This is a genomic window from Micromonospora vulcania (assembly GCF_042658605.1).
Lineage (GTDB): Bacteria > Actinomycetota > Actinomycetes > Mycobacteriales > Micromonosporaceae > Micromonospora > Micromonospora vulcania.
This window is the reverse complement of record NZ_JBHSQS010000005.1, coordinates 25,432-46,487: the sequence shown is the minus strand read 5'-3', so window position 1 is coordinate 46,487 and position 21,056 is coordinate 25,432. Positions and strand designations below refer to the sequence as shown.

20 protein-coding genes, 1 tRNA gene and 1 pseudogene are annotated in these 21,056 nt (G+C 72.1%); 12 read left to right on the top strand and 10 right to left on the bottom strand.

Annotation, left to right across the window (positions count from 1 at the left end):
- Window positions 1–36: 36 nt before the first annotated feature.
- Window positions 37–597, top strand: coding sequence for a hypothetical protein (locus ACFQGL_RS09370; RefSeq protein WP_377509534.1), 561 nt, complete (start codon window positions 37–39; stop codon window positions 595–597).
- Between the two features lie 102 nt (window positions 598–699).
- Entirely contained in the window at window positions 700–2,028 is a 1,329-nt protein-coding gene (locus tag ACFQGL_RS09365; protein WP_377508514.1) for an NAD(P)/FAD-dependent oxidoreductase, read from the top strand.
- Window positions 2,029–2,101: 73 nt separating this feature from the next.
- On the opposite strand, the gene ACFQGL_RS09360 is transcribed toward ACFQGL_RS09365, so the two are convergent.
- The gene (locus tag ACFQGL_RS09360; RefSeq protein WP_377508512.1) at window positions 2,102–3,967 is read right to left on the bottom strand and encodes a hypothetical protein; all 1,866 of its coding nucleotides are present in this window, start codon (window positions 3,965–3,967) and stop codon (window positions 2,102–2,104) included.
- 101 nt (window positions 3,968–4,068) lie between these two features.
- On the opposite strand from ACFQGL_RS09360, the gene ACFQGL_RS09355 reads away from it, so the two are divergent.
- The 4 genes from ACFQGL_RS09355 to ACFQGL_RS09340 all read left to right on the top strand — a co-directional run bounded on the left by ACFQGL_RS09355 (window position 4,069) and on the right by ACFQGL_RS09340 (window position 6,343).
- Window positions 4,069–4,152 (top strand) — tRNA-Leu (locus ACFQGL_RS09355).
- A 108-nt stretch (window positions 4,153–4,260) separates the two neighbouring features.
- On the top strand, window positions 4,261–5,076 hold the full coding sequence (locus tag ACFQGL_RS09350) for a Bax inhibitor-1/YccA family protein (protein WP_377508509.1): 816 nt from the start codon (window positions 4,261–4,263) through the stop codon (window positions 5,074–5,076).
- Between the two features lie 142 nt (window positions 5,077–5,218).
- A complete protein-coding gene (locus ACFQGL_RS09345) occupies window positions 5,219–5,977 on the top strand; it encodes a Bax inhibitor-1/YccA family protein (protein ID WP_377508506.1) in 759 nt (252 codons plus the stop codon).
- A gap of 45 nt (window positions 5,978–6,022) precedes the next feature.
- Window positions 6,023–6,343: a hypothetical protein gene (locus tag ACFQGL_RS09340; protein WP_377508504.1), complete on the top strand. Its 321-nt coding sequence runs from the start codon at window positions 6,023–6,025 to the stop codon at window positions 6,341–6,343.
- A gap of 13 nt (window positions 6,344–6,356) precedes the next feature.
- On the opposite strand, the gene ACFQGL_RS09335 is transcribed toward ACFQGL_RS09340, so the two are convergent.
- The 3 genes and pseudogenes from ACFQGL_RS09335 to ACFQGL_RS09325 form a co-directional block, all read right to left on the bottom strand.
- The gene (locus tag ACFQGL_RS09335) at window positions 6,357–7,619 is read right to left on the bottom strand and encodes an acetyl-CoA C-acetyltransferase (protein ID WP_377508501.1); all 1,263 of its coding nucleotides are present in this window, start codon (window positions 7,617–7,619) and stop codon (window positions 6,357–6,359) included.
- Between the two features lie 78 nt (window positions 7,620–7,697).
- Window positions 7,698–8,510: an SGNH/GDSL hydrolase family protein gene (locus tag ACFQGL_RS09330; protein ID WP_377509531.1), complete on the bottom strand. Its 813-nt coding sequence runs from the start codon at window positions 8,508–8,510 to the stop codon at window positions 7,698–7,700.
- Window positions 8,493–9,559, bottom strand: a pseudogene (locus ACFQGL_RS09325) (SGNH/GDSL hydrolase family protein); the annotation flags it as partial. The gene ACFQGL_RS09330 and the pseudogene ACFQGL_RS09325, both read right to left, overlap by 18 nt.
- A 150-nt stretch (window positions 9,560–9,709) precedes the next feature.
- On the opposite strand from ACFQGL_RS09325, the gene ACFQGL_RS09320 reads away from it, so the two are divergent.
- Window positions 9,710–10,066: a YkvA family protein gene (locus ACFQGL_RS09320; protein WP_377508498.1), complete on the top strand. Its 357-nt coding sequence runs from the start codon at window positions 9,710–9,712 to the stop codon at window positions 10,064–10,066.
- A 72-nt stretch (window positions 10,067–10,138) separates the two neighbouring features.
- The gene (locus tag ACFQGL_RS09315) at window positions 10,139–11,509 is read left to right on the top strand and encodes a cystathionine beta-synthase (RefSeq protein ID WP_377508495.1); all 1,371 of its coding nucleotides are present in this window, start codon (window positions 10,139–10,141) and stop codon (window positions 11,507–11,509) included.
- A 268-nt stretch (window positions 11,510–11,777) separates the two neighbouring features.
- Here ACFQGL_RS09315 and ACFQGL_RS09310 read toward each other — a convergent pair whose 3' ends face one another.
- The 4 genes from ACFQGL_RS09310 to ACFQGL_RS09295 all read right to left on the bottom strand — a co-directional run bounded on the left by ACFQGL_RS09310 (window position 11,778) and on the right by ACFQGL_RS09295 (window position 14,759).
- Complete coding sequence (locus ACFQGL_RS09310) at window positions 11,778–12,287, bottom strand: GNAT family N-acetyltransferase (RefSeq protein WP_377508492.1); 510 nt, start codon at window positions 12,285–12,287, stop codon at window positions 11,778–11,780.
- A complete protein-coding gene (locus ACFQGL_RS09305) occupies window positions 12,284–13,213 on the bottom strand; it encodes a ribonuclease Z (RefSeq protein ID WP_377508489.1) in 930 nt (309 codons plus the stop codon). Before ACFQGL_RS09305 ends, ACFQGL_RS09310 begins: the two co-directional genes overlap by 4 nt.
- Before the next feature lie 367 nt (window positions 13,214–13,580).
- Complete coding sequence (msrA, locus tag ACFQGL_RS09300) at window positions 13,581–14,243, bottom strand: peptide-methionine (S)-S-oxide reductase MsrA (RefSeq protein WP_377508486.1); 663 nt, start codon at window positions 14,241–14,243, stop codon at window positions 13,581–13,583.
- 105 nt (window positions 14,244–14,348) lie between these two features.
- Window positions 14,349–14,759: an HIT family protein gene (locus tag ACFQGL_RS09295; protein WP_377508483.1), complete on the bottom strand. Its 411-nt coding sequence runs from the start codon at window positions 14,757–14,759 to the stop codon at window positions 14,349–14,351.
- A gap of 259 nt (window positions 14,760–15,018) precedes the next feature.
- Between ACFQGL_RS09295 and ACFQGL_RS09290 the strand changes: the two genes are divergently transcribed.
- From ACFQGL_RS09290 to ilvA, 4 genes are read left to right on the top strand one after another with little or no spacing between them, the layout of a single operon-like run.
- Window positions 15,019–16,161: a cystathionine gamma-synthase gene (locus tag ACFQGL_RS09290; RefSeq protein ID WP_377509528.1), complete on the top strand. Its 1,143-nt coding sequence runs from the start codon at window positions 15,019–15,021 to the stop codon at window positions 16,159–16,161.
- Between the two features lie 12 nt (window positions 16,162–16,173).
- Window positions 16,174–17,583 (top strand): amidase, encoded by a 1,410-nt coding sequence (locus ACFQGL_RS09285; RefSeq protein ID WP_377508480.1) that lies wholly within the window; start codon window positions 16,174–16,176, stop codon window positions 17,581–17,583.
- A 43-nt stretch (window positions 17,584–17,626) separates the two neighbouring features.
- On the top strand, window positions 17,627–18,568 hold the full coding sequence (locus ACFQGL_RS09280; protein WP_377508477.1) for a DUF4328 domain-containing protein: 942 nt from the start codon (window positions 17,627–17,629) through the stop codon (window positions 18,566–18,568).
- Window positions 18,565–19,785 carry a threonine ammonia-lyase gene (gene ilvA / locus ACFQGL_RS09275; RefSeq protein WP_377508474.1) on the top strand — a complete coding sequence of 407 codons (1,221 nt, stop codon included), beginning with the start codon at window positions 18,565–18,567 and terminating at the stop codon, window positions 19,783–19,785. Before ACFQGL_RS09280 ends, ilvA begins: the two co-directional genes overlap by 4 nt.
- A gap of 56 nt (window positions 19,786–19,841) precedes the next feature.
- Here ilvA and greA read toward each other — a convergent pair whose 3' ends face one another.
- Together greA and ACFQGL_RS09265 are read right to left on the bottom strand one after the other, a co-directional pair.
- Window positions 19,842–20,339, bottom strand: a complete 498-nt coding sequence (gene greA / locus ACFQGL_RS09270) for a transcription elongation factor GreA (RefSeq protein ID WP_377508472.1) — start codon at window positions 20,337–20,339, stop codon at window positions 19,842–19,844.
- Window positions 20,340–20,508: 169 nt separating this feature from the next.
- Window positions 20,509–20,949, bottom strand: a complete 441-nt coding sequence (locus ACFQGL_RS09265; protein ID WP_377509525.1) for a DUF4307 domain-containing protein — start codon at window positions 20,947–20,949, stop codon at window positions 20,509–20,511.
- Between the last annotated feature and the right edge of the window lie 107 nt (window positions 20,950–21,056).

Below are 21,056 nucleotides of genomic sequence, written 5' to 3'. Positions count from 1 at the left end.
GGGCGCGGTGAACGTGAACAGGAGCGGGCGCAGATGATCGACGCCGTCAGCGGGCGGGTCCGGGCTGCGCAGAACGCGGTCGCCCGGCTCACCCTCACCCCGCTGCTGGTCCGGGGCGGGATCTTCGTCACCGTGCTGGCGGGGTTCGTGCTGGCGTTCCCCGCCGAGGTGCTGATCGGCCGGCCGATCCTCTTCCTGTCGGTGGCCGCGCTGCTGCCGGCGATAGGTCCGCGCCGGATCTGGTCGACCTTTGCGGCGTTGGTCACGGTCGGCGGCTGGCTGCTGGCCACCGACGGGTACGGCCGGCCGGTGGCGCTCTGGCGGCTACTCGCCCTCGCCGCGCTGCTCTATCTGGGGCACACGCTGTGCGCGTTGGCCGCGCTGCTGCCCTACGACGCGGTGGTCGACCCAGAGTTGATCAGCCGGTGGCTGGTGCGGGCAGCCGCGGTGCTGTTGGGTTCGGCGGTGCTCGGGGTGCTGTTGTTGCAGGTGGCGGGCTTGGGCGGGGATACCGGCCACCAGTGGGCCACCGTGCTCGGGCTACTCGTGGCGATGGGCACGGCAGCGTTGCTGGGTTGGCTGTTGCGCCGTAGGTGATCCGGTGTGAAACAACGTTATGCAGGTCACAGGGGTTGTGCTCCGTCACAGATGGGGGGCGCGAGCGGGATTACCTGAGCAGGCCGGGGAAAGATAGATAACGTGAATCCGAAGCGGATCCTTGTGGTGGGTGCTGGGCATGTCGGTCTCTACGCTGCCCTGCGTCTGTCGAAGAAGCTCAGCTCCCGTGAGGCTGAGGTCATCGTGGTTGACCCCCAGCCGCACATGACCTATCAGCCGTTCCTGCCCGAGGCTGCGGCGGGCAACATCTCCCCGCGGCACTCCGTGGTGCCCCTGCGGCGAGAGTTGCGCCGGTGCAAGATGGTCGCGGGCACCGTCACGCGGATCGAGCACGACCGCAAGGTGGCCACCGTGCAGCCGATCAGCGGCCCGGCCCGCGAGATCGCGTACGACCACGTGGTCGTGGCCCCGGGTTCGGTGTCCCGCACGCTGCCGATTCCCGGCCTGCACGAGCAGGGCATCGGGTTCAAGACCATCGGCGAGGCGATCTACCTCCGCAACCACGTGCTGGACCGGCTCGACGTGGCCGCGGCCACCCCGGACCAGGACGTCCGCCGTTCGGCGCTGACCTTCACCTTCGTCGGTGGTGGTTACGCCGGCATCGAGGCGCTCGCCGAGATGGAGGACATGGCCCGCGACGCCCTGCGCTACTACCCGGAGCTGGAGCCGGAGGACATGCGCTGGGTGCTGGTCGAGGCCACCCAGCGGGTGCTGCCCGAGGTGGACCGGGACATGGGCGCCTATACCGTCCAGCAGCTGGTCAAGCGGAACATGGACATCCGACTGGACACTCGGCTGGAGTCCTGCGTCGACGGGGTGGTCAAGCTCTCCGACGGCGATTCCTTCCGGTCCGACACGATCGTCTGGACGGCCGGGGTGAAGCCCTCGCCGATGCTGGACGCGACCGACTTCCCGCGCGACGACCGGCGGCGGGTCACCTGCCTGCCCACCCTCCAGGTGGTCGACGGTGACCAGGTGGTCGAGGGCGCGTGGAGCGCCGGTGACTGTGCGGCCGTGCCGGACCTGACCAAGGAGCCGGGCAACTTCTGCTCGCCGAGCGCCCAGCACGCGGTACGCCAGGCCGCCCGGATGGCCGACAACATCGCCCTGGTGATCCGGGGTCGTGAGCCGGTCAACTACAAGCACAAGCACGTCGGCAGCGTGGCCAGCCTCGGCCTGCACAAGGGTGTCGCCCAGGTGTACGGCATCAAGATGACCGGCTGGCCGGCCTGGGTCATGCACCGGACGTACCACATGAGCCGGATCCCGTCGTTCAACCGCAAGGTCCGCGTGGTGGTCGACTGGACGCTGGCGTTCTTCCTCAAGCGTGAGGTGGTCGCCCTGGGCCAGCTGCACGACCCGCGCGAGGAGTTCGTCGAGGCGTCGCAGCCGGTCGCGCCCCGCGTCTGAACTTGTTGAAAGGAAGGGCCCCTTCTTACCGCCAGGCGGTAAGAAGGGGCCCTTCCTTTCAACAGAACGGGCGTCAGACCCGCCAGATCCAGACGTCGGCAATCCGGGTGGCCGGGCCGTAGAGCTGCTCCAGGGTGGCGCGCAGGCTCTCCACGTGTGGAGCGTCGTCGGCCAGTGCCACGCAGGAGGCACCCCAGAAGTCCGCGTCCCGGGCGGCCTGCCGACGTTGCTCGTCGCCGATGGCCGGCTGGTCGCCGCGTTTTGCGACATCCGCCAGCAGGGCGGAGGTGGGCTGCTGGAAGGTGCCCATCGCCGCGGTGCCGCCCCGCCCGTACGGGCCGATGAAGAAGCCCTCCGGCATGCCGAACCCGGCGTCGGCGGCGGCTGCCCAGCGCATCGGCCAGGGCTCCTTGGGCGTGGGCAGCGGCACCGGGACCAGCACCCCGCCGGGACGGACGCACTGCCGCCAGTGCCCGCCGGTGACGAACTCCGGCACGGCGGGCCGATCGGCGGTCGGCAGCGGGGTCGGGAAGAGCGGCAGCAGCGCCGCGACGACGGCCAGCGGCACCAGCCGTCGAGCCCGACCGGTGCCGCGCAGAGCCCGGTCGACCGCCAGCACCAGCAGCGTCGCCACGAGCGGTAGCAGTGCCAGGCCGAACCGCATCGGCAGCGCGCCGTCCACCACCGGCAACCCGGCCAGCAGGGCGTACGGCCCGGGCAGCGCGGTCCGGGTGCCGCCGAGCACCACCTCGGGGCCGAGCGAGAGCGCACCCATCACCAGTGCCGCCACCACGCACGCGAGCACCAGCCGGCGCCGCCCGGCCCAGATCGCCGAGGCCGCCGCGACCAGCAGCAGTGGCCAGCCGAGGAAGGTGTTGTATTCGGCCGGGCCGGTGGTCAGTCGGGCCGACTCGGCGCTGCCGGCGACCGAGAGCGGGGAGAGCGTCCACCAACTGCTCAGGTCGGCCGAGAAGTACCGCGGGCTGAACATCCCGTCGGAGACGCCCTGGGGGCCGGCGAACTGGAACCACAGCGGATAGCCGAGCACCAGCAGGGCCAGCCCGGCGGCGATCGCCAGCCCGGCGGCGAAGCCGGGCAGCGCCCGCCGTGCCAGATCCCGGTCCGCGAAGGCGTAGCTGACGGCCATCACCAGCAGCGTGCCGGCGGCGAGGAACAGCACCTCCTCGCCGATGAAGACCTGGGCGGTGACCGCTGCGGCCAGCCCGGCGGCGGAGCTGAACATCCGCCGCCGGTTCGGCCCGGTGGGCGGGGCCTCCTCGGGCGCGGTCCCGGCCGGCGGCGTGGGCCCCGGGTCGGCCGCCCGCAGCAGCCGGACCACCAGCCAGACGATCACCGGCACCAGCCACTGGGCGGTCATGTGCAGGTGGCTGTTGGTCTGGGAGATCATGCCCGGGCCGAATCCGCAGAGCGCCCCGCCCAGCGCGGCGGCGAGCCGCCGGGTGCGCAGCGTCCGGTGGAACAGCAGGTACCAGGCGAGGGCGGTGCCGGCGAGGTTGGCGGCGGCCAGCAGCGCGAAGGTGACCGGCGCGCCGAGCAGCAGGGTGATCGGCGCGCAGGCGATGCCGAGGGCGATGACCGTGGTGTTGGCCATCAGGTTTACCCCGTCCGGGGCGTTGAGCCGATCGGTGAGCAGACTGAAGTCGCCGAGCAGGGCCCGCGCGTCGACGGCCAGGAACCACTCGTAGAGCGCCTGGTCCTCGGGGTTGAGCGCCAGCGTCCGGCCGGACGGGTCGGGCCAGAGCCCGTGGGTCAGCCAGCCGGCGAGCACCGTGAAGACGAGCGCGGCCAGCAGGTCCGCGCGGTGCCGGCGGACGGCGGCCAGCAGGCGGACGCCCCAAGCTCGGCGGATGACCTGATCGGCGAGGCGAAGTGCCTGGCCAGGGGCGGCGTCGGGGGCCGTGGGGGCTGCGCTGCTCACGGCATCGACCCTAGTGTGGCGCGACCAGCGGGGTACGCCGGGTCGCCGCCGACCGGCTACCGTGACATTGCACCGCGCGTGTCGGCACGCCGGTGCCACCCGCCCGGGTGGTGGAACGGCAGACACGGCCGCCTTAAAAGCGGCTGCCGCAAGGCGTGCGGGTTCGACCCCCGCCCCGGGCACCAGCGCGCCACGGGCCGCATTGTCCATTCGTGATCACCAGGAGTGGGCCGGGCAGTTTACTCTTGGAGGGCACGTTCTCGTGCAAACGACCCCCTGAGGGAGGCCAGACAGTGAAGACCTCGAACCCGGTGCTCGCCCGGCTCGGCCAGGCGGCTGAGCGGGAGCGCTCCGCCGGGTACGCACCGACCGGGCCGTACGGTCAGCCCGGCATTCCCCAGCAGTACCCGTCCCAGGCCGGTTACCCGGCCGCGCCGCCGTCCGTGGCGCCCATGACCGTCGACGACGTGGTGGTCAAGTCCGTCGCGCTGCTCGGCATCCTCGGCGTCACCGCCGCGGCCGCCTGGGTGCTCGTGCCCGATGCGCTGGTCGGTCTCGCCTGGGGCGGCGCGGCGGTGGTCGGCCTGGTGCTCGGCCTGGTCATCTCGTTCTCGCGGATGGCCAACCCGGCGCTCGTCATCGCGTACGCGGTCGTCGAGGGCGTCTTCGTCGGCATGGTCAGCAAGGCGTTCGAGACCGCCTACGACGGCATCGTGCTGCAGGCCGCCGCGGCTAGCTTCGGCATCTTCTTCCTGATGGCGATGCTCTACCGGGCGAAGGTCATCCGGGCCACCCCGGTCTTCGTCAAGGGCATGATCGCGGTGATGACCGGCCTCTTCGCCGTCATGCTGATCAACCTGGTGCTGGCGCTGTTCGGCGTCAACACCGGTCTGCGTGACGGCAGCCCGCTGGCCATCGGCTTCAGCCTGGTCTGCATCGTGGTCGCCTCGCTGAGCTTCGTGCTCAGCTTCAAGGAGATCGAGGACGGCGTCCGGATGGGCCTGCCCCAGCGCTACTCCTGGGTGGCCGCCTTCGGCATCCTGGTCAGCCTGGTCTGGCTCTACATCGAGATCCTGCGCCTGCTGAGCTACTTCCAGGGCGACGACTGATCTCGTCCGCGCTGCCGACCGGCGCCCGCTCCCGCACCGGGGGCGGGCGCCGTCGTCCGTACCGGGCGCGCTGTTTGCCCGTCGCCGCCGCGCCGTCCGGGGCAGAGTGACTGCCAGGGGTACGCGGGCGAAGGAGGCGGCGGTGCGCAGCAACAACCCGGTGCTCAACCGGCTGGACGAGACCGGCCGGGTGCAGGCCCGGGTGCTCGGCGTGGGTGGCGTCGAGACGATGACCGTCGACGACGTGGTGGTGCGTACCGTCGGATTGCTGCTGGTCACCGGCGCGGCGGCGGCCGTGTCCTGGGCGGTGGTGCCGCAGGCGGCCTGGCTCTCCGCCGCGCTGGCCGGTAGCGCGCTCGCCTCGATCGCGCTGGTCCTGGTGATCTCGCTGCGCGGGATCACCAACCCGGTGCCGATCGTCGGCTACGCGGTACTCCAGGGCCTGCTGTTGGGGGTGGCCAGCCGCGCCTTCGAGCAGGTCTATCCGGGCATCGTGGTGCAGGCGGTGGCCGGCACCTTCGGTGTCTTCCTCGGCATGGCGGCCCTGTACCGGGCCCGGGTCGTCCGGGCCACGCCCCGACTGGCCCGCCTGGTGATCGGCACGCTGCTCGGCATCGCCGTGCTGAGCGTGGTCAACCTGGTGTCGTACCTGGTCACCGGGCGGTCCGGGTTGGCGGTCTACAGCGTCAGCGGGCAGGTCGGCTGGCTGCCGTACGCCTTCTCGGTGGTCGCCATCATCGCCGGTGCGTTCAGCTTCATCCTCGACTTCGACCTCGTCGAGCGCTCGGTGCGCGACGGCCGACCCCGCCGGTACGCGTGGCTCAGCGCATTCGGCCTGCTCACCGGGCTGGTCTTCCTCTACTGGCAGTTGTTGCGACTGCTCAGCTACCTGCGTCGCTGACCGGTCGGCGTGGCGCGCACGGTGTCGGCCGTAGACTCGGCGGCGATGAGCGCAGCGGAGTTGGACCAGGCGGTGGAGTTGTTGGTCCGTCAGGTCAGGCACTGGGAGCAGCCCCGCTGGGCGGCCGCCGCGACCACCGGCAACGTGCCCCGCGCCGACCTGGTGCACCGGCTGGTGCAGGAGATCGCCAATCTGGCCGCCGATGCCGAGGGCGAACCTCGCCGGACGGTACCCCGGTTGGACAACGACCTGGCCCTGCCCGACCAGGTGCGGGTCGTGGCGGCGGACCTGGTGGCCGCCGCACCGGATGCCAAGGCGCTGGCCCGGGCCGCCGCCGAGGTGACGGCGACCCGCAGCGCGCTCTAGCGCCGGCGTCGGCTCAGCTCAGCCGTTCCAGCACCATGGCCATGCCCTGGCCACCGCCGACACACATGGTCTCCAGACCGATGGTCTTGTCGTGCCACTCCAACGCGTTGAGCAGGGTGCCGGTGATCCGGGCGCCGGTCATGCCGAACGGGTGGCCGACCGCGATCGCGCCGCCCATCACGTTCAGCTTCTCCTCCGGGATGCCGAGCTGCCGGTACGAGGGGATCACCTGCGCGGCGAACGCCTCGTTGATCTCAACGAGGTCGACGTCGTCGATGGTCATGCCGGCCCGCCGCAGCGCCTGTCGGGACGCCTCGACCGGGCCGAGACCCATGATCTCCGGCGACAGCGCGGTCACACCGGTGGAGACGATCCGGGCCAGTGGGGTCAGCCCCAGTTCCTCGGCCCGCTGGGCACTCATCACCACGACGGCGGCCGCGCCGTCGTTGAGCGGGCAGCAGTTGCCCGCGGTGATCCGGCCGTCCGGGCGGAACACCGGCTTCAGACCGGCAACAGCTTCCAGGGTGACGCCGGCACGTGGGCCGTCGTCGGTGCTCACCACGGTGCCGTCCGGCGTGGTCACCGGGGTGATCTCCCGGGCCCAGAAGCCGTCGGCGATGGCCTTCTCGGCGAGGTTCTGGCTGCGGACGCCGAACTCGTCCATGTCGGCGCGGGTGACGTCGTACACCTGGGCCAGGTTCTCCGCGGTCTGCCCCATGGTCAGGTAGACGTCGGGCAGTTCGCCGGCCTCGCGCGGGTCGGTCCAGGTCTCGGCGCCGCCCTGAGCGCGGAGCTTCGAGCGCTCGCCGGCCGCCGCGAAGCGCGGATTCTCCCAGCCGCCACCGACCAGCGCCTGAGCCTCGGAGGGCAGCCCGTCCGAGCTGCCCCGGGCGTACCGGGAGACCACCTCGACGCCGGCGGAGATGAACACGTCGCCCTCGCCGGCGCGAATCGCGTGCATGGCCATCCGGGTGGTCTGCAACGAGGAGGCGCAGTAGCGGGTCAGCGTGGCGCCGGGCACCGTGTCCAGACCGAGCAGGGTGGACACCACCCTTGCCATGTTGAAACCCTGCTCACCGCCGGGCAGGCCGCACCCGAGGTAGAGGTCGTCGACCGTGGTCGGGTCGAGCTGGGGAATCTTGTCCAGGGCGGCCTGGACGATGGTCGCGGCGAGGTCGTCGGAGCGGACGCCGCGCAGTGAACCCTTGTGCGCCCGACCGATGGGGGAGCGGGCGGTGGCGACGATGACGGCGTCGCGGGACGACTCAATCGGCATGCATTCACGTTAACCCGCCGGTAACTTGGCGCGGAAGAAGGCGGCCCGGCGGGAAATGTCACCCCGGGGCGTGCCCGGCTAGCGCCGGGAGGTGACCGCCGCCGCGGCGGCCACGGCGGGCAGCAGGGCGTGCGCCCAGACCCGGTAGCCGTCGGCGGAGGGGTGGAAGCCGTCGTGGCAGAGCGTTCCCGCGTCGGCTCGGAACACCGGCCCGGTCTCGGTGGCCAGGTCGACCACCGTGCCGCCGGCGTCCAGCACGGCGGTGGTCTGTGCGCGGGCCATCCGCCGCCCGGCCCAACCAACCACCTGGCGCAGTGGCGGCGCGATGGCCCGCACGGCACCGAGATCGGGGCAGGTGCCCACCACCACCTCGACCCGCGCCTCACGCAGCCGGTGCACGGACGAACCCAGGTAGGCAGCGGCGTCGGTGGGTCGACGCAGCCCGGTGGCGTCGTTCGCCCCGATCAGGATCAGCGCCACGTCGGGCCGTTCGCCGAGCAGGGCACGGGCCACCTGGGTGGCCAGGTCCGTTGAGCGGGACCCGGAGACGCCGACGCTGGACAGGTGCACCAGCCGCCCGCCCGGACCCTCGGCGAGCAGGTTGGCGAGTTGCCCGCCGATGGTGTCTTCGAGTCGGTCGACGCCCACGCCCAACGCCGACGAGTCACCGAGCAGCACCAGCCGCAGCGGCGGGGCGCCTGCCCGACCGATCGTGGCCCGTAGGGCCAGCCCCAGCTCCGGTTGGGCGTAGCGCCGGTGTCGGGCGACGAACGCCTCACTGGCCAGGACGGCGGCGCCGCCCACAGTGCCGGCGAGCAGCGAGAGCGCCGCCGCCCGACCCAGTCGGCCCGGAAGGCCGGCGGTCACGCCCCGCTCGCTGCGCTCGTTCATGCCAGTCCCTCCACTGTCGAGGTGTCCGGGGCGGGCCCAGGCTGGGGCACCGTGCCGACACCGAAGAACGCCCGGCGACGCAGCTGCGCCCACCGGCCGGCCGGCCCTCGGTCGCGGCCCCGGACCTGGGTGCCGCTGACCTCCGTGCCAGCGTGCCGGGCCGCCTCCTGCGCGGCCTCCGGCAGCGACCGTACGCCCTCGCCCCGCACCGGCGTGGCCCGTCTTTCCTGCCCGACGCCGAGTGCGGAGAGCATCGTCGGCAGCAACGCGGCGGCGGCCATCGCATAGCCCTCGGCGGAGGGGTGGAAGCGGTCCCAGGCGAACATTCGGGCCGGTTCGGCGGCGAACCGAGGGCCGAGCAGGTCACCGAGGGAGACCGTCCAGCCGCCCGCCTCGACCACGGCCACCGTCTGAGCAGCGGCGAGCTGCCGGCTCCACCGGTGCGCCAACCAGCGCAGCGGTGGCTGGATCGGACGGATCGCGCCCAGGTCGGGGCAGGTGCCGACGACGACCTCGCAGCCGGCGTCACGCAGCCGGCGGACCGCCTCGACGAGGTAGCGCACGGCAAGCCCGTGCGGGGTGCGGTTGGTGATGTCGTTGCCGCCGATGAGGATCACCGCGATGTCGGGCTGGCGCTCCAGCGCCGCCTCCACCTGGTGCCGTAGGACCGCCGAGATGGCACCGACGACCGCGAACCGGTGCACCTGCACCGGGCGGTGCAGCCGACGGGACAACCCGGTGGCGAGCAGCGCGCCGGGCGTCTCGCGGCGGCGGTGCACCCCGTAGCCGGCCGCCGACGAGTCGCCGAGCACGACCATGGTGAGCGCGGGACCGGGGAACTTGGCGCCATAGATCCCGTCGCAGCGCGGCGGCGGCGCCTCGGCCATCGGAATCGTGCGCCGGGCCTGCCTGGCCTGGCCGAGCAGCACCCCGCCGGTCGCCATCGCGGCCGCAGCGGTGGCGCCCGTCCCGATGACCGCCAGGCGGGCGACCCGCCGGGCACGTTGCCAGCGCGGACCAACAGGTACGACGGAACCAGCCACCCCCATACCGCGACATTATCGCGCCGGCCCGACACGCCGCTGTCGTCGTGACGGCTCGCCGGTGCCTGGAAACCGACGCGACGGGGTACCTGTCCGGTGGAGGCCGGCCGGCTTGCGCCGGCCCGTCACGCTGATCCGGCGGAGAGGAGCATGACGATGGGGAAGACACTGAAGCGCGGCGCGGCGTTCGCGGCCCTGGCCCGGGCGTTGGCCGCCGGGTCGCGCGGCGGGCCGTCACTGGGTACGCGGTTGGCGGCGCTGCCTCGGATGATCATGGCGACGGTCCGGAGGGAGTACGACGGCGGCCTTCGGCTGGTCCTGATGACGGCGGCGACGGCGTACATCGTTTCGCCGATCGACCTGCTCCCGGAGCTCCCGCTGGGAATCTTCGGCCTGGCCGACGACGCCGTCATGGTCACCTGGCTGGCCGGCAGCGTGCTCGCCGAGACCGATCGCTTCCTGGAGTGGGAGGCCCGCCGCAGCTCGGTCATCCCCGGCAATCTGGTGCCCTGATGACACGTACGCTGGGCGGCGAGTAAACGTCTGCCCGGCCGCCGTCGCCGGCGCCGCAACGAAGGGCACACCGTGCAGTACTACGACAACGTCGTCGACATGATCGGCAACACCCCGCTGGTCCGCCTGCGTAACGTCACCGAAGGCATCCAGGCCACCGTGCTCGCCAAGGTCGAATACCTCAACCCGGGCGGCTCGGTGAAGGACCGGATCGCGCTGCGGATGGTGGAGGACGCCGAGGCGGCCGGCCTGCTGCGACCGGGCGGCACCATCGTCGAGCCGACCAGCGGCAACACCGGTGTCGGGCTGGCCCTGGTGGCCCAGCTCAAAGGCTACCGCTGTGTCTTCGTCTGCCCCGACAAGGTCAGCCAGGACAAGCAGGACGTGCTCCGGGCGTACGGGGCCGAGGTGGTGGTCTGCCCGACCGCGGTCGCCCCGGAGGACCCGCGCTCGTACTACAACGTCTCCGATCGGCTGACCCGGGAGATCCCCGGCGCGTGGAAGCCCGACCAGTACAGCAACCCGGCGAACCCGCGCTCGCACTACGAGACCACCGGCCCGGAGCTGTGGAAGCAGGCGGGCGACGGGCTCACCCACTTCGTGGCGGGTGTCGGCACCGGCGGCACCATCTCCGGCATCGGCCGCTACCTGAAGGAGGCGTCCGAGGGCAAGGTGCGGGTCATCGGGGCCGACCCGGAGGGCTCGGTCTACTCCGGTGGCACCGGCCGGCCATACCTCGTGGAGGGCGTTGGCGAGGACTTCTGGCCGGAGACGTACGACCGGGGCATCGCCGACGAGATCGTCGAGGTCTCCGACAAGGCGTCCTTCGAGATGACCCGGCGCCTCGCCCGCGAGGAGGGGCTGCTGGTCGGCGGCTCCTGCGGGATGGCCGTGGTCGCCGCGCTCGAGGTGGCCCGCAAGGCCGGCCCGGACGACGTGGTGGTGGTGCTGCTGCCGGACAGCGGCCGCGGCTACCTCTCCAAGATCTTCAACGACACGTGGATGGCCCGCTACGGCTTCCTCGACAACTCCGGCACCGAGCCGACCGTCGCCGACGCGCTGGCCAACAAGCCCGGCGGGCTGCCCGAGCTGGTGCACGTGCACCCGACCGAGACGGTCCGCGACGCGATCGACTACATGCGCGAGTACGGCGTCTCGCAACTGCCGGTGCTCAAGGCCGAGCCGCCGGTGGTGACCGGTGAGGTGGCCGGCTCCATCGCCGAGCGGGACCTGCTCGACGCGCTGTTCACCGGTCAGGCCCACCTGCACGACACCATCGAGCGGCACATGGGCGACCCGCTGCCGATGATCGGTGGAGGTCAGCCGGTGAGCGAGGCCGTCGGGTTGTTGGAGAAGTCCGACGCCGCGCTGGTCCTGGTGGACGGCAAGCCCAAGGGCGTCCTGACCCGCCAGGACCTCCTGGCCCACCTGGGCGCCCACTAGTCCTCAGTCAGGCCACCCCCCACCCCCGCGCCCGCGCGCCCCCCGCCCCGCCCCGGGGCTCGCCTTCTCCGCGTCGATTCCCGCGTCGATCTAGGGAAGAATGTGGTCAGATGATCTCCGATCACGACGATTCTCCCTAGATCGGCGCGGGCGGCGCGGGCGGCGCGGGCGGCGCGGGCGGCGCGGGCGGCGCGGGCGGCGCGGGCGGTCCTTGTCGCTTTGGTATGCGAAGCGGCCTTGATCGGGAGGGAGTAGGTCTGGTTCCGAGTTAGAGGGGGCGGGTGTAGCGGAGTTGGCGGGTCGGCGCGGCGCCGATCGCTTCGTCCCGTTCGTCGCCGGTGGGCGTCCAGCCGCCTCGGCGGTAGAACTTGAGGGCGTGGGCGTTGTCGCGCAGCACCCACAGCACGGCCCGCTGCCAGCCCCGGGCCCGCATCGCGTCCAGCGCATCCAGCATCAGCATCCGGCCGATGCCCCGGCCCTGCTCGGCCGGGTCCAGGTGGATCGCGTTGAGCAGCCCGGTGTCCGGGTCGTCCTCGTCGTCCGGCCCCAGGTGGCTGAACCCGACCAGCGTCCCGTCGCGCTCCACCACGGTCAGTCGGTGCGTGTCCCGCTCCCAACGCCACCGCTCGGTCCAGTACCGTCCCATCGCCTCCGGCGTCGGATCGGCCAGCGCCTCGGTCGGCAGGAACGAGGAGTACGCGGCGACGCGGGACTCTTGGTGCAGGGCACCCACCCCCATCAGGTCGTCAGCGGTGGCGGGACGGAGTGTGACGGTCATCCGGCCGAGGCTACCCGGCGTGGCGGGACCTGCACGGTGGTCAGGTCCTCCGCGATGATCAGCTCGCCGTCGAAGTGTGCGCGCGCCTCGTCGTGAAATCGGCGCGGGTCGGCGTACCGCTGGGAGAAGTGGGTGAGCACCAGCCGGCGTACCCCGGACTCGGTCGCCACCCGGGCGGCCTGCGCCGCGGTCAGGTGGCCGACCTCGGCGGCGAGCGCGGCCTCCGACTCCAGGAACGTCGACTCGATGACCAGCAGGTCGGCGTGTTCGGCGAGGGCGTACACGCCGTCGCAGAGGCCGGTGTCCATCACGAAGGCGAACCGCTGCCCCGGTCGGGGCACGCTCACCTCGGCCCGGGTGACGCGACGCCCGTCGAGGTCCAGGTGCCCGGCCCGGATCAGCTCGCCGACGGCGGGCCCGGCGATGCCGTACGCGGCCAGCTTCTCCGGCAGCATCCGGTGGCCGTCCGGCTCGACCAGTCGATAGCCGTACGTCTCGATCGGGTGCCGCAGTCGGCGTGCCTCCAGCGTGCCGCAGCGCAGAGCGATCCGCTGGCCGTCGGCCTCGATCGGGGTGACCCGCAGTTCGGCGGTCTCGTAGAAGGAGGTGGCGTGCCGCAGCCGGGCGAAGTATTCGGCGCCGCCGGCCGGGAAGTGCACGGCGACCGGGTGGGCCACCCGGTCCAGGGAGAGCCGCTGGATCGTGCCGGGAAGGCCGAGGCAGTGGTCGCCGTGGAAGTGGGTCACGCAGATCCGGGTCAGGTCGGTCGCGGTGACCGTGGTGTGCAGGAGTTGACGCTGACTGCCCTCGCCCGGGTCGAACAGGATCACCTCGTCGTCCCAGCGCAGCACGTACCCGTTGTGGTTGCGCTGCCGGGTCGGAGCCTGACTGGCCGTCCCCAGCACCACCAGCTCGCGCATGGACATCCCGGTCCCCCAGACATGGAGCGACCCCCGGGGTTTTCCACGCTTTCGCGCGGGCCGGCTGGACTGAGGCCGGCGCCCCGGGGGTCGGGTGGCTGTCGTGGATTCGCCGCACCGCTGCCACACGGTCTCGACGATGGTGCTGGTGCCCGCCTTGCGGCGGACCGATCACTGTCGAGGACAGCGGCTAGCTGACAGCCACCTCACGAGTCCGATTGCTATACAAGTCTGGACCACCTCCTTTCACGTGTACGGCCACGTTATCGAGTCTCCGGCGGGCTCGGCAACGGATTTCGATCACAGGGGCAAACGGGAATGCCCGGCCGCCTGTTCGGCGGCCGGGCAGCGAGGTTGTCCAGGTGGGCGGTGGTCAGCCGGCGGTACGGGCCACGCCGACCGGGCAGCTCAGCCCGTTCGGGCCGTGGTTGCAGTACCCGTTCGGGTTCTTCGTGGGTGCCAGGTACTGCTGGTGGTAGTCCTCGGCGAAGTAGTAGCTGCCGAGCGGGGCGATCTCCGTGGTGATCTCACCCTTGCCGGCCCGCGTCACGATCGGCTGGAACGCGTCCCGGGACGACTCCGCGATGGCCCGCTGCTCGTCGGTGGTCGTGTAGATCGCCGACCGGTACTGGGTGCCCACGTCGTTGCCCTGGCGCATGCCCTGCGTCGGGTCGTGGTTCTCCCAGAACACCTTCAGCAGGTCCTCGTACGTGATCTTGCTGGGGTCGTAGACCACCTGGACGACCTCGGCGTGCCCGGTCCGGCCGGAGCACGTCTCCTCGTACGTCGGGTTCTTGGTGATGCCACCCGCGTAGCCGGCGGAGGTGGTGAACACCCCGGGGAGGGTCCAGAACAGCCGCTCGGCGCCCCAGAAGCAGCCCATGCCGAAGACGGCGACCTGGGTGCCCTCCGGGAACGGGCCCTTCAGCGGGGTGCCCAGCACCTCGTGCCGGTCGGCGACCGGCATGGCGATCGGGCGGCCCGGCAGGGCCTGGTCGGGGGTGGGCAGCTCAGCCTTGGACTGGCGAAGGAACACGGTGGAACTCCTCTCAGTACCTCTGCCGCTGTGCAACGCCGGCGGGCTCTGGTTCCTTACCCGCGCCACAGTGACTCAGGCCCCAACCCGGCCCCGAACGGCCGGTCAGAGGGCTGCGGCAATCCGGGCCGCGACGTCCCGGGCGTCCTCGTCGCTCGGATACCGGGTGCGTGGCCAGAAGAACCCGCGCAGTCCGTCGCCCTTTGTCCGGGGTACGACGTGGGTGTGCAGGTGTGGCACCGACTGGGAGACTTTGTTGTTCATCGCCACGAACGTCCCACCGGCCCCCAGGCCGGCCTCCACCGCCACCGCCAGCCGTTGGACCAGCGCGAAGTAGCCGGGCAACAGGTCGTCCGGCAACTCGGCCAGCGTCACCAGGTGGACGCGGGGCACCACCAGCACGTGTCCCGCGAAGACCGGGCGGGTGTCCAGGAAAGCCACCCCGTCCGGCTCGTCGGCCACCCGGAACGCCGGCACCTCGCCGGCCACGATCCCGCAGAACACGCACCCGCTCATCGGTCCAGGCTATGCCGCCACCCCGGCGTTTCCGCCGCCCCCCACGTACGCATCGACTGTGATAGCAATTCACCCGTCTGAAATCGACCTGGGCCGCCAGCCGGCCTGGCTGAGCACCGGCGTGGCCGAACAGGACTTCTACAACGCTCCGCTGCTCTCCGCGGCCGGGCAGAACCGGTCGGTGCTGTTGGCCGGGCAACCGTCGGTGCCTGGCAGGTTCCCGTTCCAACCTGCGGGACGGGGCACTAGCCTCACCAGCATGAACCACGGCTTCGAGACGCTCGCCATCCACGCCGGTCAGGACCCAGAGGCCCGCACCGGCGCGGTGATCCCACCGATCTACCAGACCAGCACGTACGCCCAGGACGCGGTCGGCGCGCCCCGGCTCGGCTACGAGTACAGCCGCTCCGGCAACCCGACCCGCGACGCGCTCCAGGAGTGCCTGGCCGCGCTGGAGGGCGGGCCGGTGGGGCTGGCGTTCGCCAGCGGTCTGGCGGCCGAGGACGCCCTGCTGCGGGCCGTGTGCCAGCCGGGCGACCACGTGGTGATCCCGGACGACGCGTACGGCGGCACGTACCGGCTCTTCGCCCGGGTCGCCCAGCGCTGGGGTCTGGAGTTCACCCCGGCCAAGGTCTCCGACCCGGCCGCGATCCGCGCCGCCGTGCAGCCCGGCCGGACGAAGATCGTCTGGGTGGAGACGCCGACCAACCCGCTGCTCGGCATCGCCGACATCGCCGCCCTGGCCGGCGTGGCGCACGACGCGGGCGCGCTGCTGGTCGTCGACAACACCTTCGCCTCGCCGTACCTCCAGCAGCCGATCGCGTACGGCGCGGACGTGGTGGTGCACTCCACCACCAAGTACATCGGTGGGCACTCCGACGTGGTCGGTGGCGCGCTCGTCGTCGCCGACGCCGCGCTCGGCGAGGAACTGCGCTACCACCAGAACGCGATGGGCGCGATCAACGGCCCGTTCGACGCCTGGCTCACCCTGCGCGGCATCAAGACCCTCGGGGTACGGATGGACCGGCACTGCGACAACGCCGAGCGGCTGGCCGCGTACCTCGACGGGCACGCCAAGGTGGCCCAGGTGATCTACCCGGGGCTGCCCTCGCACCCGGGTCACGAGGTGGCCGCCAAGCAGATGCGGCGGTTCGGCGGCATGATCTCGTTCCGGGCCTCCGGGGGCGAGGAGCACGCCGTGGAGATCTGCAACCGGGCCAAGCTCTTCGTGCTCGCCGAGTCGCTCGGCGGGGTGGAATCCCTGATCGAGCACCCGGGCCGCATGACACACGCAAGTGCTGCCGGCTCGCCGCTTGAAGTTCCCGGCGATCTCGTGCGACTGTCTGTCGGCATCGAGACGGTCGACGACCTGCTCGCCGATCTGGAGCAGGCACTGGGCTGACCGCTGGGGAGGGTGGCCGTGCAGGACATCATGCCGACGTGGGTCGGGGCGACCGCCAAACAGATCGCCCGAGGCGTACGCCGGGGCGACGTCTCGGCCACCCAGGTCGTCGCCGACCACCTCGAATACATCTCCCGGGCCGACGGTGAACTGGCCGCGTTCCGCGCCGTACGCGGCGGCGAGGCGATCACCGAGGCGGAGAAGGTCGACGAGCAGGAGGACCTGGCCAACCTGCCGCTGGCCGGAGTGCCGGTGGCGGTCAAGGAGAACACCCCGGTCGCCGGTCTGCCCACCTGGAACGGGTCGGCCGCGGTGCGTACCGAGGTCGCGGAGGCCGATCACGAGGTGGTCCGCCGGCTCCGCGGCGCCGGGGCGGTGATCCTCGGCGTGACCCGGATGCCCGAGCTGGGGCTGTGGGCGTTGACCGACGACGACAGCGCGGTGACCCGCAATCCGTGGGACAGCGCGCGTACCCCCGGCGGCTCCTCCGGCGGCGCGGCCGCCGCGGTGGCCGCCGGTCTGGTGCCGATCGCGCACGGCAACGACGGCCTCGGCTCGATCCGGATCCCGGCGGCCTGCTGCGGCCTGGTCGGCCTCAAGCCCGGCCGGGGGGTCGTCCCCTGCCAGCTCGGCGCGGACGACTGGTTCGGCCTCACCGAGCACGGCATGTTGACCAGCACGGTCGCCGACGCGGCGGTCGGCTTCTCGGTGCTCGCCGGTCGCCGTCCGGACAAGTTGGTCCCGCCGCAACGGCTGCGAGTGGGTGTCTCGCTGCGCTCCCCGGTGCGTGGTGTCTCGCCGGACGCCCCCAACCGGGACGCGGTCGCCGCCGCCGGTCGCCTGCTGGCCGCCGCCGGGCACGACACCGTGCCGGCGGACCCGGTCTACCCCACCGCGCTCGGCCTGCAGGGCATCGCCACCTGGTTCGCCGCCGCCGCCACCGACGTCCGGGCCGCCGGGCTGGACCGACGCGGCCTGCAACGACGTACCCGGCGGCACGTCGCGCTGGGGGAGTGGGCGCAGCGTCGCGGCTACGTCCGGGAGGCAGCCCGCGCGGCCTGGCGAGAGCGGTCGGTCGGCTTCTTCACCGACCACTCGGTGGACCTGCTGCTCACGCCGGCGCTGGCCACCGCCCCGCCGGAGGCGGCCCGGTGGTCCGACCGGTCCTGGCGGGCGAACATGACGGCCAACATCCGGTACGCCCCGTACGCCGCGCCGTGGAACATCGCCGGCCTGCCGGCGATCGTCGTACCGGTGGGTCGCCGCCCGGATGGCCTGCCGGTCGCCGTGCAACTCGTCGGTCCGCCCGGCTCGGAGCTGCTGCTGCTCGGTGTGGCCGGCCAGTTCGAGATGGCCGCTCCGTGGTCCCGGCACGCCCCCGGCTATCCCCGGGTCGGAACGGGGTCGCCGGCCACCGCATGATCGTCTACGGTGTGCGCATCGTCGCGCTGACCGGGGGACGTCAATGTTCTGCCAGACCTGCGGGGACGCCACGTCTCCCGAGTACGACGAATGCCAGCGCTGCTACACACCGCTCGGCCAGCCCGCCGTCACGCCGGGGCTGCCGACCTACTCCGTACGCGGCATCGGTCTGGCCGCCAGCATCGCGGTCGGCGCGACCGCCGTGCTCTACCTGGTGGCGGCACTCGCCCCACTGCTGGGGTTGGCGATGGCGCGGCAGGCTCGGGCCGACGGCGACCGGGATCTGCTGGACGCTGCGCTGATCGTCGAGGGGTTGTTGGCGCTGCCCATGGTGGCCGGCTACCTCACCGCCGCCGTGCTGGTGATCATCTGGACGTGGCGCGCGCGCAAGAACATCGAGGCGTTCCCGGGTGCGCTGCCGTCGCTCGGTGCCGGTTGGGCGATCGCCGGCTGGCTGGTGCCGTTCGCGAACTTCGTGGTGCCGGCCCGGGTGATGGCCAACGTGGCGCGGGACAGCCTCTGGCAACGGTTCACCCCGGATCTGGTGTACGTCTGGTGGACCGCATGGCTGGTGTTCAGCGTCGGCGAGCGGCTGGTCAGTCGCCTCGACAGCCGGGCGTACGACAAGCTCCCGGAGCTTCCCTCCACCGACGCCGGCTACCAGACGTACGTCGACTACTACCGGGACTCCCTGCTGCGCAACGCCGTGCCCGCGGTGGCCTGTGTGATCGCCGCGGTGACGCTGATCGTGCTGGTCCGGCGGATCTCCACCATGCAGGCGGCGCGCATCGCCCGCGCGGCGCCGGTCTGGCCGACCGCCCCGGGTTGGCCGGCGGTCGCGGTGCCGGCCGGGCCGGCGTCGATCCCGCCGAACCCGTCGGCCGGGCCGGCGTCGATCCCGCAGACCCCGGCGACTCCGCCGGCCCCGGAAACCCCGGTAGCGCCGGAGGGGGCGCCGGGGGCGAGTGGCACGATCGGGGCATGACGGAACTGGTCGGTCTCGACGACGTGCGGGCTGCGCGTGAACTGCTCGCCGGCGTCATCCGGACCACCCCGCTGGAGCCCTTCCGGCCACTGACCGCGGCGTTGGGCGGGCCGGCCTGGCTCAAGTGCGAGAACGTGCAGCGGGCCGGCTCGTACAAGGTGCGCGGCGCGTACGTGCGGATCTCCCGGCTGTCGGCCGCGGAGCGCGAGCGCGGTGTGGTCGCGGCGAGCGCCGGCAACCACGCGCAGGGGGTGGCGCTGGCCGCCGGCCTGGTCGGCACGCACGCCACGGTCTTCATGCCGGTCAACGCGCCACTGCCGAAGGTGGCCGCCACCAAGGGGTACGGCGCTCAGGTCGAGTTGGCCGGCAACACCGTAGACGAGTCGCTGGTCGCCGCGCAGACGTACGCCGAGCGCACCGGCGCGGTGTTCATCCACCCGTTCGACCACGCGGACGTGATCGCCGGTCAGGGCACCGTGGCGCTGGAGATCCTGGAGCAGTGCCCGGAGGTCCGGACCATCATCACCGGGGTGGGCGGCGGCGGTCTGATCTCCGGCATGGCGGTGGCGGCCAAGGCCCTGCGGCCGGACGTCCGGATCATCGGTGTGCAGGCGGCGGGCGCGGCGGCCTTCCCACCCTCACTGGTCGCCGGGGAGCCGGTCCGGCTGCCCGCCTTCTCCACCATCGCGGACGGCATCGCGGTCGGCCGGCCGGGGGAGATCACCTTCAACCACGTCCGCAAGCTGGTGGACGAGATCGTGACGGTCTCCGAGGAGGACATCTCGCGCGCCCTGCTGATGCTGCTGGAGCGGGGCAAGCAGGTGGTGGAGCCGGCCGGCTCGGTGGGGGTGGCCGCCCTGCTGGCCGGTGCGGTGGAGGTGGAGACGCCGGTGGTCGCGGTGCTCTCCGGTGGCAACATCGACCCACTGCTCATGATGCGGGTGATCGAGCATGGTCTGGCCGCCGCCGGGCGCTACCTGCGGGTGACGGTGCGCTGTTCGGATCGGCCCGGTCAGCTCGCCTCACTGCTCACTCAGATCGCCGAGCACCGGGCCAACGTGGTGGACGTGGAGCACCAGCGGGCCAACCCGCATCTGAGCCTCGGCGAGGTGGAGGTGGCGCTCTCGGTGGAGACCCGAGGGGTGGAGCACTCGGACACGTTGATCAGCGCGCTGCGGGCCAGTGGCTATCAGGTGGTCTTCGCCGCCGAGGCGTGACACCTCGGGTGACACGCCTCGGCGGTGCCCCGCCCGGCTGGGCGGGGCCTGCCACGTCAGCCGGAGAACGGCTCGAAGTTGACCACGGTCACCTTGATGTCGGCGCCGCTGGGCGCCGTGTAGGTGCAGGTCTGCCCGGGCCGGCCGCCCAGGATCGCCTTGCCGAGCGCCGACTCGGGGCTGTAGACCGTCAGGTCGGTGGTGGACGCGATCTCGCGAGAGCCGAGAAGGAAGGTCTCGGTGTCGGCGGTGTCGTCGTCGAAGTAGATCGTCACGACCATGCCGGGCGACACGGCGTCCGCCGTCGGCGCCTCGCCGACCTTGGCGGTGCGCAGCAGCTCCTGCAGGTAGCGGATGCGGCCCTCGGCCTTGCCCTGCTCCTCGCGGGCGGCGTGGTAGCCGCCGTTCTCCTTCAGGTCGCCCTCTTCGCGCCGGGCGTTGATCTCCGCGGCGATCGCCGGGCGGTTGGCGATGTGCTCGTCGAGCTCGGCCTGGAGGCGGTCGTACGCGTCCTGGGACAGCCAGGTGGCGGGCGCCTTGTTGCCAGTGGACACAGGCGTTCTCCTCGGTTGTGCGTGGCTGGCTGACAGGTGAACTACCAAGTTACCAGTGCGGTACGACACAGCGTGTCGTCGATTACCGCTGGTGTCCGGTTACCGGCACCAGCGCAAACTGGTCGGGCGGGAGCCCGCCGGTGGCCTCCCGCGATGCTGTCCTGGCTGATCAGGCGGGAGGCCCGCAGCGCAGCACCTCACCGATGAACGGCCGCGCGGTGGTGGCCAGTCGGTGCCGGGTGGTGACGTGCCGTTCGCCCGCGTCGGCGGTCACTGTGACCTGCTCGCGGGCAACCTCGGTGCCGGCACGGTCCCGGGCACGCAGGACGCAGACCGCCGATCCGCCCTTCGGCACGGTCACCCGGAAGTCGACCACCACCTGCTTGTCCGTGATGTCGGTATAGGTGATCACCTGGGCGTCGTACACCGGATCGCCGTACTGCCGGTAGAGCCGGACCGAGATCAGGGTGAGCGCCGCGACCAGCAGCACCAGCGCGAGCGCCGCCAGCAGCGTCCGACGGGTCCGCCCGCCGGGTGCCCGACGGCGGCCGTAGCGCCCGGCTGGGAAAATCGGAGCGCCCGACGAAATTGTGGCGTGCGTCTCGGTCACCGGCGGGTATCTCCTGGCGTTGTTGTCGGCGGCATCGGCAAGAATGACAGGGTCCATCCTCCCAGCCCGGCCTTACGGCGGTAATGGCAGGTCGGGCCCCCGGCGGT